Source organism: Colwellia polaris, from assembly GCF_002104515.1.
In the GTDB taxonomy this organism is placed as follows: Bacteria; Pseudomonadota; Gammaproteobacteria; order Enterobacterales; family Alteromonadaceae; genus Cognaticolwellia; species Cognaticolwellia polaris.
Map to the genome: position 1 here is coordinate 188894 of NZ_NBOE01000003.1, position 17220 is coordinate 206113.

Consider the following 17220-nt stretch of genomic DNA (forward strand, 5'->3'; position numbering starts at 1 on the left):
ACATCAACATGCTAAGAACATAAATAATTTAAGAAGAAGCTCATGTTAGATAAATATATTACTCCAGTGATAAAGCCCTTATTGCACCCAGTAGTTATGCTGTTAGATAAAAAAAATGTAACAGCTGATCAGCTCACCGTTATTGGCTTTGTTATAGGTTTATTAGCCGTGCCGCTATTAGCTTTCAACTTATGGGATTTTGCTTTAGCTGCTATTATTTTAAATCGGATATTTGACGGCTTAGACGGCGCACTCGCAAGGTATCAAAACAGCAGTTCAAGTGCGGGTGGCTTTTTAGATATTTGTCTCGATTTCTTGTTTTATGCAGCCATACCTTTAGGGTTTGCATTGGCAAATCCTGAGCATAATGCGATAGCAGCTGCTGTATTATTAGCCGTATTTATTGGTACAGGCTCAAGCTTTTTAGCTTTTGCTATTCCAGCCGAAAAGTTCAACTTAGATAAGCCCCAATTTTCCTACAAAAGTTTTTACTATTTAAATGGCTTAACCGAAGGCACCGAAACCATTGCTGTTTTTATAGCATTTTGTTTATGGCCGCAGTATTTTGCTGAACTCGCCTATGCCTTTGCTTTTTTAGCGGGTATCACAATTTTTACACGCGTGTACGGTGGTTATCATACGTTAAAAGAGCAACACATAAATCAACAGACTTCTGTGGTAAAAAATACTGATAAAAACATTGATAAAAAGAATATCGAAACGGATAAATAAATGACCGACGCAAGTTTACGATTAAGTATATTTTTTACTATATTACTCGCGATGCTAGTGTTAGAAAGCTGCTTTCCGGCACGAAAAAGCAAACTAACGAAACGCGTTCGCTGGTTAGGTAACTTTTCACTTTTAATTATATCTTCAGTCATCGCTAGGTTATTAGTGCCTATTGGTGTTGCGGGTATTGCCTTGTTTGCTGCTTCACAAAACATCGGAATATTCAATAACGTTAACTTACCCAGCTGGCTAGTTATAACACTAAGTATAGTGTTACTAGATTTAATGATTTATTGGCAGCATAGAGTTTTTCATCTCGTCCCTATATTATGGCGCTTTCATAGGGTGCACCATGCCGACAGCCATATCGATGCCAGTACTGGCTTGCGTTTCCATCCAGTTGAAATTGTGTTGAGCATATTACTGAAAGGTTTAGCCGTTTTAATACTGGGCGTGCCAGCCATTGCAGTGATTATTTTTGAAGTTGCGCTAAATGGCTTCGCACTGTTTAATCACGCAAACATTAGGTTACCTCGATGGTTAGAATACCCTTTACGCGCCATACTGATAACGCAAGTTTTGCATCGTATTCATCATAGCCAAATCGTTGAAGAAACTAACAGTAATTATGGTTTTAGTGTTAGTTGGTGGGATAGGTTATTTGGCAGCTATAAGTCACAAGCGCAAAAAACAGATGACGATTTAGATATTGGTCTAAAAAGCTACCCTGCCAATAAAAAATCCGCGGGGTTGTTATCTTTATTGAAAATGCCTTTTAGAAGAGATTAATCAATAAATTTATGGCAGACTTCTACATAGTTTTCGACGTTAAATTTTAAATAAAAATGTTGCCGACTTTAGAATCGACAACATTTTCAAAAGCGAAGCTTAAAATCAACGTTAAGCTTAATAATTGTCGCTATTTAATTAAATCATATTGCTTATTAGCAGTATAAGTTTGTAAGCCAAAGTGACCTAAGTTATAAGTATAGGTCGCATCTTCATTGTCAATTTGGCTCGAATGAACACCACCCACACGACATGTACCGCTGCCACACACTATTTGATCACTCCAACTTTTTATTGAATACACACGACTTGCAATTGTTTGTCCCTCAAGCCAATCTAAAAATGGGCTAGACACAGACAAACCGCTAGCACCACAAGTTGGTGTCCATACATTCCAAGGGTATGCACCACAGGTCCATAAACCTCGATAAGCGCCCGCAACACCAACAAACGCATCTATTTTATTGCTTTTACCTAGTTTTAATACTTGTTGTGCCGCTAATGTAACGCCCATTGAATGACCAATAATATCGATTTTCCCTGTGCAAGAACTGGAAATTGCACTATTAATCGCATTTTTAACCGGTGTTTCTTCAGAGCCACTATGATTGTTATAGCTGGCAGACGAGCCGCCCCACGATGGTCTAAAAATTTGATTGTCGTTGTAGTTTTTCGCTTTCAATAAATCGTATGTATTATCCCAATCAGATGGTGTGCCGGTATTACCATGCACTAAAACAACGCTGTCTACGCAAGCAGCATAAACACTTTGTGATATAAAGATTAAGATCAGAGAACACAGTATTTTAATTTTCGGTATAAAATATATAACTTTCATTGGTTGCTCGCTTATTAATTATAGTTATTACGAATATTCATTAAATGAACAAGGTTAACTTTAATAAACAATGCGTTTAAAAGAAGTGCTACCTTAGTACTATCTAACCTAAACTCTGGATAAGCATTGATGGTGTCTATTCTTGATGTTCACTTTGCTATAGCATTTACTTTACCAACTAAGCTTTTGATTCACTTTAGTATCCAGCAGTCATTATCCAGAGTTAGGGTTATCTAGACGATTACTTAAAAAGAAATAATATCTACCAATTGATTTTGCTTACTTGAGAACTTTGGAAGTATAAAACTTAACCTCTTATTAAACGATAGAACAACTGGTTAAACCACTATGACTTGCCTTATTATTACGCTATAATTGCCAGAATAAACACTCGTTATGTGTCAGTTTTTTTTACATAAGCACCAAAGCAAAACGAACACATAACGGTAAAACATTGAATTATATAAAATTACATTTACTGGCCTGATATTTGCTTATGTATCAATATGTAATTTTATCTCTATGTTAGATTGAATAAAAAATCTAAATAGTCGTCTTAGAAAGGTAAATGGAGTTAATATGTTAAACAACATAAAAAAAATGAGTTTAATCGCTACGTTATTAGTATCGTCGTCAGCTATGGCTAGTGTAACAACTACATCAGGCCATTTTGGTGGTGTTTCTGATACTGGTAGCAACTTCAATCAATTTGAAGTTACTTTCGGTGGCGTTGATGTTAACGTTTCTGGTTGGTCAGATACTGCTGGTAACACTGCATCAAACTCAGAAGACTTCGACCCAACGATCGAGCGTGCAGTAGACTTTGATAAAAATGGTTATGGCTGGTCGATGGAAAATACTGATGAGATGAACTCACGTAATTGTGGTTATTCTCATTCTGCAGACAATTTTGGTTCTAATTGTAACTATCAAGATTACGACTTTTTTTTGTTAGAGTTTTCAGAAGCGGTAACGTTAAATAGTGCTACATACAGTTGGGTAAGTGCTGGCTCATCAGGAACCCAAGTTAGTGTTGCTGCATTAGACTCAAATGCACTTAATGGTAGTACATGGCAAGATGTAAAAGATAATCAGACAATCGCTTCAAACTGGTCTCAAATGCGTTATTCTGGCACTGGTGGTCAAGCTTACTATACTAACTTCGGCCAAACAGGTAGTGGTAATGCTTCAAACTTAGCGAATACAAGCTCGAACTTCTGGTTAATTGGTGCATTAAATGCAGCCGTATTTGGTGGTAACACAAACTGGGAAGGTAATGACGGCATGAAGTTGGCTGGTATTACTTTTACTACTGGCTCACAAGCACCAGCAACAAGCGTACCTGAGCCTAGCTCAATTGCATTGTTTGGTTTAGCCATTGCAGGTTTATTTGCTTCTAGCCGTAAAAAGCTAAAGTAATAGAAATGTAAACGTGATAAAAGATGGCTAAGCCATCTTTTTTTATGCCTGAAACTTTATAACATCTCCGCTTATCAGCTTAAATTAACTAATTTTACTTTTAGATTAGAGTAGATTAAGCAATAATCATTTCTGCTAAATTTATTTCATTTTATTCATCATTAACATTTGGATTGCTATGCGTTTATTTTTACTCAGTATTTTTATTATTTTCTCGATTGAAGCCAATGCTAATAACTACGAAAAAGCTCTAACAGCTTTTAACAATAATAAAATTGAAGAAGCTTATATTCACCTGAAAAATGTTATGCAAGACGAACCTGAAAACCTTTCAGCTAAGGTCTTAATGGGTAAAGTATTAATGCATAAACAGTACTTTGGTGACGGTATAGCAGTACTCGATGAAGCATTAATTGAAGGCGCAGATGTTAACTTATTTTTAAATGAGTTAGGTAACGCCTTATTGATCGCTCGTGAATTTCAGCAAGTAATTGATTTAGGAAAAGGTAAGTCGCTAAATAGTGAAAATAAGCTTACCTGGTATTTATTAACCGCGAATGCTTATAGTGAGTTAGGCGATATAGAAGAAACGCGACGATACTTTAAACTGGCGCTAGATTTAGCGCCCACAAATGATCGAGCCCTTGGCGCCTTCGCCGCATTTGAATTAAACCAAAGAAATTACATTTCAGCCGAAAGTTTAATTGAAAAGGCCATCGTTTTATACCCTCAGCAAAGTAGAATGTGGCACCTTAAAGGCCAGCTTTATATAGACAAAAAAGACAACAATAATGCCTTAAAAGCGTTCGAAACCGCTTACAACATAGACAACAATGACCCCATAGTACAACGAGCACTTGCTAATGCTTATACTAATGCTGGTCAATTTGATGAAGCATTAGTATTGGTTGATAAAATATTACTTAATACTCCTGATGACCCTATGGCTAAATTACTTCAAAGTGAGCTTTTAGCTAATACCGCTAAGTTTGAAGAAGCTAAAGCTGTACTCGCAGATATTAGTCAAAAGTTATCTTTGTATACTGACCAACAAAAAAACACTAACGCTTCCCTAACCTATGTAGCAGGTGCTGCAGCATATTTACAAAACGATTTTGAAGTTGCTCAAAAAGAATTACTCGCTTATTTAAGAGATGTTCCTCAAGATTTTGCGGCAATTAAAATGTTGGTCGATATTTATTCACGCCAAAACCAACAAGATAAAGCCCTTGATTTGCTGGAAACTAAAGAAGCGCTAATCATTGAAAATTTACCGCTAGCCGCAAGATTAATCGACTTATATTTAAACAACCAAAAAATTTATAAAGCAGAGCGATTAATAACCAATTTAGAAACAGAATTTAAAAGCAGCCCTACTTTAATCTTGGCAAAAGTAAATTACTTAACCAAAATAGAACAATTTGATAATGCCATTACCCTGCTTAATCAACACCAGCCAAAAGAGTTTAACCCTACATTTTTGTTAACAAAAGGCCTGGTTTATCGTGCAAGTAATAAAATAGTTGAAGCGAATGAAGTCGCCGATATTTTAATGAAAGCACAACCACTTAACTCCGACTTTTTAACCTTTAAGGGTGTGTTGCTTTTACAACAGCAACAATGGAGCTCAGCGATTACAGCCTTTGAACAAGTTTTGTCGAATAAACCTGATGATTTCAACAGCCTTTTCAATATTGCCAATGCTAAAGCGGCATTGGGCCAAATTGACGAAGCTAAAAGCATCACGACTAAATTATTAACAGCACAAGTTGAATATGCCCCATTGATTATTCTAGACGCCAAGCTTGATAGAGATCTAAACAACATAACTCAAGCAGTTGAAAAACTAACCAAATTAACTAGCGCTAGCAAAACAAACATAAAAGCCTCTGAAGCCTTAGTCGATATTTACATGCAACAAAGTGAGTTTGAGTTAGCGTTAAATGAATTAGACAAGCTGAATAAAGTTGTATTTTTAAACCCTGCCTATATAAAACAAAAAATTGAAATTTACTTAGCACTAAATGACCTTAAGCAGGCAACCAAGCAAATTGAGATACTAGAAGGGTTAGTCGATAGCCCAAGAGAGCTTTACGAACTTAGCCAGTTATATACGCGTACCAATAAACCTTTAAAAGCAAAAGAAACATTGCAACGAGCACAGGTATTAGCCCCAAGCAGTTTATTAATTCAATTACAATTAATTAAGCTAGATATACAGTTAAACTTATTTGAAGAAGCCAATGCTGCGTTAACAGCAATTGAGAAAACAGATAGCAAAAACCCTAATGTGTTATTAGTTAGAGGGGATTTATTGCTACAACAGAAGCAACTTGCATTAGCGAGCAATAAGTATGCACAAGCACTTGTATTAGATAACAACTTTACCCGAGCATTAGCTAAACTTTATCAAATGACAACTTTAGGATTTGGTCAAGCAGCATTTGAAAACATCAGCACTGACATTTTAGCAAAGAATAAAAACTTTCATTTTATGCGTAACCTTTTAGCAGATCATTATTTAAATACTGGTAATTCGACCAAAGCTAAAAGCCATTATGAAATACTAAAAGAAGTTAGTGACTTGCCAAGTAAAGCATTAGTTTTAAATAATTTAGCAAATATTTTATTAAAAGAAGATCTCGATTTAGCTGAAAAATATGCCTTTGAAGCATTATCCTTAGATGATTCATCTGCTGCAATTCTTGATACTTACGGATGGATCCAAGCATTACAGGGTAAATTTGAAGAGGCATTAACCACTCTTAGAAGTGCCTACACGATGAACTCTAATGACCCTGCGATTAATTACCACATAGGTTATACGCTGCTGAAACTTGATAGAACTACTGAAGCACGACGTGAATTACAACGCGCGCTTGCTAGTGAAATGAACTTTTACGAGCGAGATGAAGCTCAAGCATTAATTGACGGCATTAAATAACAATTCCCTTTTAAATTAACACACAAATAATATAGAGAGTTTTCCTGTATCGACACTTTGTTTTATTAGTATTTAAGACCCAGTAACAAACTTTGCTACTGGGTCTTTTTTATTTCACGCTGTTTCATCTTCGTTATTTCCCCTGCTAAAACCTACCCCGCACTTATATCGCCTTAGCGCTAAATTTCACAATAAATAATCAAAATCTCGCCCAGAGTATTATTAAAATAAGTTATCAGTAAATAAGAGGTATAAGTCGCGTTTTATGGTAATTACTAAGTGTTAAAAAGTTAACCTTTATTCAATAAAGCTAACGGTTAACATTGAAGAGATGTGATTTAGTCATAGTAGATTAGAGGTGACAAACACAATACGTTAATTAGATTAGCTAGATGTTTGAAGGTGAACAGTAAAATAGCCATTATATTGAAAGCTTACGAACGTTATTTTAATTATTATTATTGTGCCAACTGTCGATTATAAATTATTCGATACTTATTAATTTGGCTACAGAGCCTATTTTTCTGCAGCAATTTTTAGATATTGTTGCAAGGTCAAAGACACTGTTACCACAGATGTTACTAAAAGTTTAAATCACCGCTAATATAATTCAAACAGTTGCATAAAACTTCAGACATAAAAAAACCGGAACACCTTAATTATAAAGGTTATTCCGGTCTTTACCGGTTCTTATAGAACCTGTATGTGGTGCGATAGAGAGACTCGACAACCAAAATAAAACATTGATTTAATTGAATTAAACCAACCAAAAACTTTTCAGTACCGCCTTTAGTACTCCTACAACAAATAATCATATATTTGCACCTATATGCAGAGTAAAAATAAACACATTTTATTTAAAATATTTTCAATCTATTTTAATTATTCTATAAATATTTAGACGAGTGTTCGGATTAATATGGGATTGCACATATTTGCACACGCGTTAACTATACAATAGCCTTTAACTTTTCAATAGAAAATTATAGTGTCAGAAGCTTTGTAGTTATGATAAAAAGAGGAGTATTGAAAAGTATGAATATACTTTTTAATAATATAACACACTCATTATATTTCAAACTTAATAAGGATTATTAAAGTTATGTTCAAAACATTCTTACCTAAAAGCGTTTTACTTCTCGTTGCTGTACTTTCTTTTTCAGGCTGTACTTATAGTTCTAAAGTAGATTATGGAAATCAATTTACTTCTGAGCAGGTTGCTCAAATAAAGAAAAACAAAACAACTTCAACCGAACTTTTACAAATATTTGGCGAGCCTAGTATTAAAAGTGTTTTAAATGAAACAGAAGAAAAGTGGGTGTACTCATATACTGGTGGTACTGGCTCAGTTCAAACTTTCACTATGAAAACAACGTCTGATATGTCAACTCACATGCTTGATATTTTAATTAGAGATGGGGTAGTTATTAATTTTGCAGAAACTAACACTACTCACAATATGAATGTATCGACTCAATAACAACATGATCGATTAAGATATAACCACCTAACATATTTTATTATCAAAGCCCTTAACATCTAAGGGCTTTTTTTATTTACCTTAATCACTCCAACAAATAAAAATCAGCCAGTTCAACAGAGCCAAAGATTTTCTCTAAATTTTTTTCAATTAAAGCTTTCTGTTCTGGGGGTAAGTAATCAGTTTTGATTAACTGTAACCATGTGCGAACAAGCACTTTGGGAGGGATAAAGCTTTCCATGTTCATTCATCCTTGAATTATTTATTAGCTAAAGCTTAGTGGAAATTTAACAACAAGCAATAAAAAGCCCCTTGGTGGTCGCAAGGGGCTTACTTTTTTCAGAGAAATAAAACCAGTTAACTTAACAATAAAAAGTGATTGAGGTGAATAAAGCCTCAGTTGTAAAAATAGCGTATTTAAATCGTTAAATCAAACCGAGACAGAATTAAATTTGATAAAAACCCATTTGGTCGTGTTTTATTTGGTTTGCGGCAAATAATATGCCAGAATCTACCTGTAAACAGAATTTAATTCGATTTAACTCATTACAGGTGAATAAAATGAAACGATTATTAGAACTACGTCAAAACAAAGCCGCTTTAGTCAAAAGCGCAAACTCAATTATGTCTAAAGTTGAAAATGAAAAGCGTTCAATGACAGGCGAAGAAAATACACAACTTACTGAGTTACGTTCTCAGCTTACTTCCATCAATAGCCACATTGACCATGCACAAGCGTTAGCTGATGAAGAACGCTCGTTAATTGGCGAAAACACAGAGCAGCGCAGCACTGACAAGCCAAGCAATGCTGAAATGCGTACCTTTGTGAAAACTGGTGATAGTCGCTCGCTAAGTGTTGGTGTTAATGCTGATGGTGGCTTTGCAGTTGTTCCAAGCTTGGATAAAGTAATTGCCGTACAAATGCGTGATCAAGTAACGCTGATGGGCTTAGCTACTCCTAAAACTATTAGTTCAAGCTCTTATGAGCAAATTGTTAGTGTTGGTGGTGGTCAGTCGGGTTGGGCTGCTGAGTCAGAAAGCCGAAGTGAAACAGCTACAAGTAAAATGAATAAAGTGACCATTGCAGTTAATGCTTTATATGCTTATCCAAAAGCTACAATTGAAATTTTAGACCAAAGTGATTTTAATATCGAAGAATGGTTAGCAAGTGAAACAAGCGCACAATTTGCCGAAGATCTAAACAAAGCTCTTTTCATTGGTACTGGTACTGGACAACCAAAAGGCATTTTAACTTATACCCGTTCTGCAACGCCTGCTTTCGGTCAAATTAAAGAAATTACTTCTACTGCTAGTGGTGTTTTTGATCTTGATGATGTTCGCGCACTTAAAAAAGCATTGCCAAAAGCATACCGTAAAGCCGCCTCATACATTATGAATGATAACGCTGCTTATGCCTTGCTAGGTATTAAAGATACTACAGGCCGGTATATTTATCTTGAAGCTGTTACGGCTGGCGAACCTGATACGCTATTTGGTAAGCCCGTACATATAGACGAACAAATGCCAGATGATGAAATTTTGTTTGGTGATATTGCCCGTGGCTATACGGTTGTTTCTCATACCACTGGTACAAAAATGCTCAAAGATATGATCACGAGTCCTGGCTATGTCAAAATGCACAACACCGCTTATTACGGTGGCGGTGTTACGGACAGCAAAGCTTTAGTTATTCTTAAGAAAGCTGCTTAGGGGGTAAGTAATGGAAATTAGAGCAACCAACATCAAAGCCGATAACATGAAACTTATTGGCTCGGTTGCTTTTAATTCTGTTAGTCGTGACCTAGGTGGTTTTGTCGAAGTGATTAAGCCAACAAGTTTTAGTGATAGCTTAGCCAGTGGTGAGCCAGTCAAAGCAATAGTTGAACATAACCATGATTTGCTTTTAGGAAAAACCACCAGTAACACGCTCGAGTTATCAGAAAACGCTACAGAATTAGAAGTAACTATTCATTTAAGTAATAAAATTCAAGCACACGTTGATCTATACGAACAAGTTAAACGTAGGGATTTAGATTCTCTGTCGTTTGGCTTTGTGGCTGATGTCGAAGAATGGGATCACGAGGCAAGTCCACCAATTCGATATATCTCAAAAGCACGCCTTTATGAAATAACAGTTTGTGCAGTTGGTGCTTATGCTGCCAATAAAGTTGATGCCCGTAGTTTATTAAATTCTGCTATCGCTCAAACGTCTGCTATTCAAACGCTAAAAGCACAATTTCAATTACTGGAGCTAATCTAATATGTGGCCTTTTAAACGAAATATTGAAACTCGCAGTAAAACATTAGATCAGCTTTTAGCAAGTCAAAATGTACGAAGCACAAGCGGTATTAACGTGAATACTGTTAGTGCTTTATCGCTACCAAGAGTTAAACGCTGCATTGATCTTATTGCACAAAATATTGCTTCACTACCAATTGAAGTTTACAAAGCAAACAAGATTCAAAAACAATCGGCAATAGCGAAGTTATTGGCAAAGCCGAACAGCTACCAGACTTCATACGAATTTAAAGAATTGCTTATGCGTGATGCTTTAACGCATGGTGATGGCTTTATATACATTGAGCATAATACTTCTGGCGCTGCTATTGGTTTGCATATTTTGCCTGCAACGAGTGTTCAAGTTAAAGCGTTGCCTAATTATCGAATAGGGTATACATACACACAGCAAGGCGCAGATAGTAGACCATCAAACACTTTTAACTATAATGCTGATGAAGTAATACACTTGAAAAATTCACCAATTTCAGGGTCATTAACAGGCACTAGCCCACTTACCCAGTGCCGCGACTCTATAGGAGAATCATTAGCTAATCGCAATTGCTCAAGTAACCTTTTTGCCAATGGCTTGGCTGCATCTTTTGTTCTAGAAACTGACATGGTGTTTAAAGATAGCAATGCCGTTACTAGATTAAAAAAGGATATTGAAGATCGCTACAGTTCAACCTCTAAAAAAGGTGGCACGATGGTTCTTGAAAACGGTTTGAAGCTTAGAAAGGTTGATGCTAGTTCAGTTGATTCAGAGCTTTTGGCTACTCGTCAGGCAGGTAACAATGACATAGCCGAAATGTTCAATATTCCTTTAGGTATGTTTGCTGATCAACCTGATGCACAAGCATTACGCCAATTTTACAATATAACGCTAAAACCTTGGTTAAAGGCAATTGAAGAACAGTTTAACAGTAAGCTTATATTCGGCACTGGCTATGTAGCGTTTGATAGTTCTGAACTCTTAAAGGCTTCACCTGCTGAACGCTTTGAGTCTCACTCTAAAGGTATTGCTAGTGGTGTACTCACCATTAACGAGGCTAGAGCTAAAGAAGGCTTAGAACCATCTTCTAGCCAGTTTAGTGATGAATGTATCGCTTCATACCATACGCAAGCTGTTGCAGCTTTAAATGATCAAAGTGGCAATGATTAGATATATTCTCTAAGTAAAGATCGATAATGTTGATATTAATAATAAAAAAATGTTAGGGGGGCTGCTTAAAAGTAGCATTAATAGTGGCCTCTATCCCCGTTTTCCTCGTTTCTGACTGAATTCGGCTCAAACTTTTTTTCCATGGAGTAAAAATGAATATAAAACCGCCATTATTTGTTCGTACACGCGAGCAAAAGAAATATTTCAAAGCCGTACTGGCAGAATTGAATATTAATAAAGTCGATATAAAAACAAGTGACCGTTTTGCACTCGGTACGTTGGCGATTAATCTGGCTTTGATAGATCAATCTATGATCTCATTAGCTGAAAATGGCACAGTTATGGAAAGTGCCACTGAAAAAGGAGTTACTAGAAAAGCTAACCCTGCTTTGAAAATGTTGTCTGAAGCTCAGCTTGCTGTACGGGCATATTATAAAGAATTTCAAATGTCACCTAATAGCAGAGCCAGTAATAGTTATAGTTTGCCAAGTGCGCCACTTGATACTTACGGCATTGCATCTATTCGAGTTAACCGCCCAAAATAACAAAGGTGGCACTCAAAATAGCGTTACTTTTATTTATCCCGATTTATCCCGTTTTTTATCCCAACGGGATAAAAAGTAAAGTACCTGTATTTAAAGGGGTGTAGGCAATATATACATAATAAATATATATATTTATCCCTTTATCCCTATACTCCCCCTCTGTTTTTATTAGTACATATTATTTTCTATTTTTAATTTAGCCGAGTTGTTTTTTATATACCCCTAGAAAACGGGATAAATGGGATAAATGGGATAAAAACAATAATTATCAATAAGTTATGAGTTATCTCGGAGTGAGAAAACGGGGTAAATGGGATAAAAGTAATAATTATCATAAACTTACAATCACTTGTTGTGATAGAGATAATGTCAAAATAAGTAAAAGAAGCAGTGTTTTTAGTAAAAGAAGTAAAAAAGGGGCTAAAAAGCCCCTGTATGATTAATTTTTTTTCCATTTATTTGTATTTTACCCATTATTTCCAAGCCTTGAATAACATTGTTGTATAAATTATCAAACATAGCTTTTTGCCTTGGATTCTTAAACGACTTTGAAACACGCTGCTTTAATTTTGAAGCATATAAACCATTATCAGCACCTTTAGTAAATCGTAAGACTCTAGCCGTGATTTCTTCTGTAAAATTTTCAGGATTTAAAAATGTGCTTTCTTTTGATAATGACTGTATCGCCAAAAATTCACAATCCGCAATACTTCTAAGGCAAATTGCTAAAGCGTAGCGACAATCATCGAGTTTAATCATGCCACTTTCCAAAGCTAGCAATGATGACAACACCTTAACTCGTTCAAAAATTCGGGCGTACAAAGGGCCAGTACGTTCATTGTTACGATATACCTCTTGGTCATAATATGATCGTACATAATCAAGAAAGAATTTCGCATCTTCATCGGCATTGACTGGTACATTTTCAGAGTCTTTAATTGATTTTAAGCGCTCGAAAATTTCAGGCTTAATGTTATGGCTAGAATTGTCAGAAAGTGGCTGTCTACCATCATCGTTTCGAAATATAATAGCTCGAGCAAGTAGTCCACTTTCTAGATTTTGCTCACAAATTAATGAATCTAAATTTTTTGGTGTACTGGTTCCCGCAAAGCTGACATTAATACCTGTAAAACCATTTTCGATACAATTAAGTGATCTTTCTATTTTTTGCGCTTTGCGCTCTAACCTAATCCGTTTAATGTCATCAACCTCTTTTTCAATTAATCGATTGACGAAATTTAATTCTTTAACCCCACGCTCAGTAAACTCTCGCTTATGCAGGCCTGAAAGCGTATATACTCGAGCGGTACTCATTTTTAAGAGTTCGTCACCGATACCAGAAATATAATGTTGTGCGTTTGAATTTTCTAGCCCTCTAAAGAGTCCTTGGCACTCATCTACAATATAGAGTGACTTGCCATCCCCATCTATTAAATTGGTTATCATATCTTTGTCAGAACGAGGCTTATCGAATATAAATTTAGATAAGGAAAGTTGATTAGCAACCGTAGCACAAAACGCTTGCCCCAAATCTTTGCCTGACCCTGTTTCCGAGATCATGATGGTAAATAAATTTAGTTTTGAACCATCAAAACCACGATTATTGCCAGCCACTAGAGACAATAATTGCAGCCCATAAAGCGGATAACTCAGTGGCAATAATCTACTTGCTTGCGCTTTCATATTGTCGCAAATAAGACCTAGTAAACTATTCTTATATGGCTTTGTTATATCAATATCACTAACATCAATAATGGTACTGTTAAAGCTATTTTCTTCTGTCTCTGGCATGTTGAATTTAGCAAAGGCTTTATCTATGCCTACCATACTTTCATCAATTACTTTTTGAACTTGTTCAGAGTTGACCACTTTTTTTTCCCCTAAAAGCTATAAAGAGTATAAAGATCTAAAAAAGCTTTTAATGCCTTTTTTAGGCTGCTCAGCGTTAGATTTTTGTTTTTGTGCTTGATTAAATCGTGTTACTTGATCTTTATGAAGCTCAATTTCTTCAGCGGTGCTTTCATCTTCGCAAAAAACGATCCCGTCTCCATCTGCTAGTGAATAAAATTTATATGGCTTGTGAAAGTATGCTTTATCTAAACGAATAGCTTTTTTAAATAAGTCATTTATAAAAACCGTGTACGCTTCAACTTCATTTCTAAAAGGGTTTGTGTTGTCGCAAAATTTAACCGCATTATCGAATTTCAATTTAAGAGCTAAGGCCTCAGTATCTGTTAGAAATATTGGTAAATGTCGAACCGTACCGCCCATATCGTATACGATTCTGTATTGCGGAGACTGATTCCAAAGGTCGATAAAGTACCCACTTTCTTGCTCGTTAGATTTTCTCAATACGAGCTTTAACCAAGGTATATGTATTAATTGAGCCTCGGCTTTGGCAGCCCATTGGCGCGCAACCTCTTTATTGTTGGCAATATCTTGAAAATGCTGAATTTGTTCTCTCAGCGCTTTACCAGTGAGATCGTGATTTAGATGTTTCATTGGTTAAATATCCTTCCGTTGCGCTTCAAGACTAATGACAAGAGTTCTAATTTCGTCGTCAGTTTTGCCTGCTATTCTGGCCTTGAGAACTTCCTTGATCTCATGTTCAAGATAACCAACGGACCTTGCCCCTAATGAAATTGGAGAACAAAGCAACCCTTCTTTTATTTGTGATTGGAATGTAGATTTGCAAATAGGTAATAAACCTAATGCTTCTGGCTTGCGTAAAACTTGAATACTAGCTTGATTTGTATAACTCATAATTAACCCTCTTTGGCTTTAATAAAACGTGTTGAGGGCATTAGAGTCTTTTAATGCTTTGGTAACCTAGCGTGCTACCAAAGTTTGCTTATTTATTCTTAAAATAATTTTGGCGTAATGTTTCCACTGATAAAGACTTTAATTGAAATAACTCTTTTCCATATTCGGCTGCATTTATTCGTGCCTCTGTAAGATTTCTTTTTTTTCCTGATTCTTTTATTTGGCACTTATCAGAGTTGAAATATTCCCACAAAATATCAATTTGTTGATCATTAAGTTTTGTTTCATTGTTGATGTTTTTAGTAGAACCTTTTGAGATAGCAGGCTCGTTTATGCTATAAATGAATCTAGAAAATCTCCCTACCAAGTTCAATGCCGACGTGTAGGAGTTTTTAAAACTCCCCTCTTTGCTATACGCTCTGCATGCATCAATTTCAGATAAACAAAATGAAGCCTCTATAGTTCCTTTAGTGTCTAAATGCTTATTTCTAAGTGTTATTGGTAGATATTCCCCTTTTGGTACTGATGTTGGTAAATTGTTGTCTTTGAGCCATTCAAATAATGTACTTTCGATATCTAAAAGCATTTTTTCATGATCAGGAACATGCATAATACTCTTTAGCTTATCAGCTGAGTCATTAATATTAACGTCTGTTTCATACATAATATTCAACGATGTTCTTTTATAGCTAGAACCATATTTAATAAAAGTTTTCGTCGTATCACCAGACTTTGTTGTTTTTACTTTTCGCTTATTAACCATCATTCACCAACCACTTTAAACTGCTTAACATTAAAGGCTGAAGAAACTTTTGAATTTTCGGCATTTTCTATATGCTCAGACCAAAAAGCCATCAAAACTCGCCTGCGCTCAAGGTACTGAGATCGATTATAAGCTGATCTGACTTTGTTTTCGTCTTGATGGCTTAATGCCGCCTCTATCACATCTCCATCAAAGCCAAGCGAATTAAGGGTTGTACTAGCTAAACTTCTTAAGCCATGCCCTACTAGACGGCCTTTGTAGCCCATACGACCTAATGCTTTATTTACTGTTTCTGGGTTACTTCCCTTAGTAAGTTGTCTATCTGATGGAAAAATATGTTCACAATGTCCGCTTATCGGCTTCATTCGCTCTAATATCTCTAGTACTTGAGGAGTTAATGGGATTGTATGTGGTTTACCCCTTTTCATTCGCTCATCGGGAATTAACCAAAGCTTGTTTTCAAAGTCTATTTCACTCCAAGTTGCCCCCGCAGCTTCATTTGGGCGACACATGCAATGTAACTGAAATTCGATTAAGCAACGAGTGGTTAGCTTAATACTGGCATAACTTATCGTTTTCATTAACTGAGGCAGTTCTTCAGGCTCAAGCGTTGGCATATGCTTAACCTTAGGTTTATCAAATGCGGCTCTAATACCTGACAATGGGTTTGCATGTATTAAGCCTGTATTCACAGCATATTTCATTACAGCATTAAGGTTGCCGGCAATTTTATCAACAGTTTCTAAACTTCCTTTTGCTGCTAGAGCTTTAAGCGTTTGAATAACTTCTGGCGCTGACAATTTCGCAATAGGTCTTTTACCAATTTTTGGAAAAACATGTTTTTCAAAGTTACGCCATAATGACTTTGCAGTAGTTTCTGCAATTGTTTTCTTCTTTTTATCAAACCAATCTGAGGCGACCACCTCTAATGTATTGTTAGCCGCTATTTTATTTTTACGTGCTAAATCGTCTTTGAATTCTTTTGGGTCGATATCTTCAGAGATTTGCGTGCGAGCGATACGCTTTTTTTCTCTTGCTGCTGCTAGTGTAACTTCAGGAAAAGAACCAAAGCCGATTGAAGTTCTAGTTTTGGTGTGAGGTTTATAATAATCAAATAACCATGTTTTAGATCCGTTTGGGCGAATCCTTAGCTTCAAGCCTTCACCATCATTTAATTTATACTCTTTGTCTTTTGCTTTAGCATTCTTAACTGCTGTATTGGTCAGTTTTATAGTGTTCCTAGCCATTTTTTGGAGTACCGAAATTTGTGCTATTTGCTGGTACTCCTAAAAGTACTCCTAAAACATCTGGATTTCAATACCTCGCAATGGTGCTTAATGGGCATAAAAAAACCGAAAGCTCTTTATAATTAGAAGCTTTCGGTCTTTATCGGTTTTTATAAAACCTGTATTTGGTGCAGATAGAGAGACTCGAACTCTCACGCCCTAAGGCACCACCCCCTCAAGGTGGCGCGTCTACCAATTCCGCCATATCTGCAAATTTTTAA

Annotated in this window: 16 protein-coding genes and 1 tRNA gene; 9 read left to right on the forward strand and 8 right to left on the reverse strand. The window is 35.9% G+C overall.

From position 1 onward, the window contains the following. Positions 1–42 precede the first annotated feature (42 nt). Positions 43–732 carry a CDP-alcohol phosphatidyltransferase family protein gene (locus B6A32_RS07895; RefSeq protein WP_085302715.1) on the forward strand — a complete coding sequence of 230 codons (690 nt, stop codon included), beginning with the start codon at positions 43–45 and terminating at the stop codon, positions 730–732. Beyond that, positions 733–1521, forward strand: coding sequence for a sterol desaturase family protein (locus B6A32_RS07900; protein WP_085302719.1), 789 nt, complete (start codon positions 733–735; stop codon positions 1519–1521). Between the two features lie 130 nt (positions 1522–1651). On the opposite strand, the gene B6A32_RS07905 is transcribed toward B6A32_RS07900, so the two are convergent. After that, positions 1652–2359, reverse strand: coding sequence for an alpha/beta fold hydrolase (locus tag B6A32_RS07905; RefSeq protein WP_085302721.1), 708 nt, complete (start codon positions 2357–2359; stop codon positions 1652–1654). A gap of 579 nt (positions 2360–2938) precedes the next feature. On the opposite strand from B6A32_RS07905, the gene xdp1 reads away from it, so the two are divergent. From xdp1 to bamE, 3 genes are all read left to right on the forward strand, one after another. Next, entirely contained in the window at positions 2939–3778 is an 840-nt protein-coding gene (gene xdp1 / locus B6A32_RS07910; RefSeq protein WP_085302724.1) for an exosortase-dependent surface protein XDP1, read from the forward strand. A 178-nt stretch (positions 3779–3956) separates the two neighbouring features. After that, positions 3957–6722, forward strand: a complete 2766-nt coding sequence (prsT, locus tag B6A32_RS07915; protein WP_085302726.1) for an XrtA/PEP-CTERM system TPR-repeat protein PrsT — start codon at positions 3957–3959, stop codon at positions 6720–6722. Between the two features lie 1102 nt (positions 6723–7824). Then, positions 7825–8202, forward strand: a complete 378-nt coding sequence (bamE, locus tag B6A32_RS07920; RefSeq protein WP_085302728.1) for an outer membrane protein assembly factor BamE domain-containing protein — start codon at positions 7825–7827, stop codon at positions 8200–8202. Between the two features lie 85 nt (positions 8203–8287). Here the strand turns inward: bamE and B6A32_RS19260 are convergent, their stop codons facing one another. After that, positions 8288–8443 (reverse strand): hypothetical protein, encoded by a 156-nt coding sequence (locus B6A32_RS19260; protein WP_158088464.1) that lies wholly within the window; start codon positions 8441–8443, stop codon positions 8288–8290. A gap of 320 nt (positions 8444–8763) precedes the next feature. Here B6A32_RS19260 and B6A32_RS07925 point away from each other — a divergent pair, with 320 nt between their 5' ends. The 4 genes from B6A32_RS07925 to B6A32_RS07940 all read left to right on the forward strand — a co-directional run bounded on the left by B6A32_RS07925 (position 8764) and on the right by B6A32_RS07940 (position 12187). Continuing rightward, a complete protein-coding gene (locus B6A32_RS07925) occupies positions 8764–9912 on the forward strand; it encodes a phage major capsid protein (RefSeq protein WP_158088465.1) in 1149 nt (382 codons plus the stop codon). Between the two features lie 10 nt (positions 9913–9922). After that, the gene (locus B6A32_RS07930) at positions 9923–10462 is read left to right on the forward strand and encodes an HK97 family phage prohead protease (protein WP_085302742.1); all 540 of its coding nucleotides are present in this window, start codon (positions 9923–9925) and stop codon (positions 10460–10462) included. A 1-nt stretch (position 10463) separates the two neighbouring features. Continuing rightward, positions 10464–11642: a phage portal protein gene (locus tag B6A32_RS07935; protein ID WP_085302744.1), complete on the forward strand. Its 1179-nt coding sequence runs from the start codon at positions 10464–10466 to the stop codon at positions 11640–11642. Positions 11643–11794: 152 nt separating this feature from the next. Further along, positions 11795–12187 (forward strand): P27 family phage terminase small subunit, encoded by a 393-nt coding sequence (locus tag B6A32_RS07940; RefSeq protein ID WP_085302746.1) that lies wholly within the window; start codon positions 11795–11797, stop codon positions 12185–12187. 420 nt (positions 12188–12607) lie between these two features. On the opposite strand, the gene B6A32_RS07945 is transcribed toward B6A32_RS07940, so the two are convergent. The 6 genes from B6A32_RS07945 to B6A32_RS07970 all read right to left on the reverse strand — a co-directional run bounded on the left by B6A32_RS07945 (position 12608) and on the right by B6A32_RS07970 (position 17210). Continuing rightward, positions 12608–14056, reverse strand: a complete 1449-nt coding sequence (locus tag B6A32_RS07945; protein ID WP_085302747.1) for a hypothetical protein — start codon at positions 14054–14056, stop codon at positions 12608–12610. Between the two features lie 18 nt (positions 14057–14074). Then, entirely contained in the window at positions 14075–14689 is a 615-nt protein-coding gene (locus tag B6A32_RS07950) for a hypothetical protein (protein ID WP_085302749.1), read from the reverse strand. A gap of 3 nt (positions 14690–14692) precedes the next feature. Continuing rightward, positions 14693–14950 (reverse strand): helix-turn-helix transcriptional regulator, encoded by a 258-nt coding sequence (locus B6A32_RS07955; RefSeq protein WP_085302750.1) that lies wholly within the window; start codon positions 14948–14950, stop codon positions 14693–14695. Positions 14951–15038: 88 nt separating this feature from the next. After that, entirely contained in the window at positions 15039–15716 is a 678-nt protein-coding gene (locus B6A32_RS07960; protein WP_143327885.1) for a hypothetical protein, read from the reverse strand. After that, on the reverse strand, positions 15713–16960 hold the full coding sequence (locus B6A32_RS07965; RefSeq protein WP_085302753.1) for an integrase domain-containing protein: 1248 nt from the start codon (positions 16958–16960) through the stop codon (positions 15713–15715). The genes B6A32_RS07960 and B6A32_RS07965 overlap by 4 nt, the downstream gene beginning before the upstream one ends. A 165-nt stretch (positions 16961–17125) precedes the next feature. Next, positions 17126–17210, reverse strand: a tRNA-Leu gene (locus tag B6A32_RS07970). Positions 17211–17220 lie beyond the last annotated feature (10 nt).

Excerpts from the sequence above, each read along its gene's own strand:
- B6A32_RS07895 (WP_085302715.1), top strand. The coding sequence starts at position 43 with ATGTTAGATAAATATATTACTCCAGTGATAAAGCCCTTATTGCACCCA.
- B6A32_RS07900 (WP_085302719.1), top strand. The coding sequence starts at position 733 with ATGACCGACGCAAGTTTACGATTAAGTATATTTTTTACTATATTACTC.
- B6A32_RS07905 (WP_085302721.1), bottom strand. The coding sequence starts at position 2,359 with ATGAAAGTTATATATTTTATACCGAAAATTAAAATACTGTGTTCTCTG.
- xdp1 (WP_085302724.1), top strand. The coding sequence starts at position 2,939 with ATGTTAAACAACATAAAAAAAATGAGTTTAATCGCTACGTTATTAGTA.
- prsT (WP_085302726.1), top strand. The coding sequence starts at position 3,957 with ATGCGTTTATTTTTACTCAGTATTTTTATTATTTTCTCGATTGAAGCC.
- bamE (WP_085302728.1), top strand. The coding sequence starts at position 7,825 with ATGTTCAAAACATTCTTACCTAAAAGCGTTTTACTTCTCGTTGCTGTA.
- B6A32_RS19260 (WP_158088464.1), bottom strand. The coding sequence starts at position 8,443 with ATGGAAAGCTTTATCCCTCCCAAAGTGCTTGTTCGCACATGGTTACAG.
- B6A32_RS07925 (WP_158088465.1), top strand. The coding sequence starts at position 8,764 with ATGAAACGATTATTAGAACTACGTCAAAACAAAGCCGCTTTAGTCAAA.
- B6A32_RS07930 (WP_085302742.1), top strand. The coding sequence starts at position 9,923 with ATGGAAATTAGAGCAACCAACATCAAAGCCGATAACATGAAACTTATT.
- B6A32_RS07935 (WP_085302744.1), top strand. The coding sequence starts at position 10,464 with ATGTGGCCTTTTAAACGAAATATTGAAACTCGCAGTAAAACATTAGAT.
- B6A32_RS07940 (WP_085302746.1), top strand. The coding sequence starts at position 11,795 with ATGAATATAAAACCGCCATTATTTGTTCGTACACGCGAGCAAAAGAAA.
- B6A32_RS07950 (WP_085302749.1), bottom strand. The coding sequence starts at position 14,689 with ATGAAACATCTAAATCACGATCTCACTGGTAAAGCGCTGAGAGAACAA.
- B6A32_RS07955 (WP_085302750.1), bottom strand. The coding sequence starts at position 14,950 with ATGAGTTATACAAATCAAGCTAGTATTCAAGTTTTACGCAAGCCAGAA.
- B6A32_RS07960 (WP_143327885.1), bottom strand. The coding sequence starts at position 15,716 with ATGATGGTTAATAAGCGAAAAGTAAAAACAACAAAGTCTGGTGATACG.
- B6A32_RS07965 (WP_085302753.1), bottom strand. The coding sequence starts at position 16,960 with ATGGCTAGGAACACTATAAAACTGACCAATACAGCAGTTAAGAATGCT.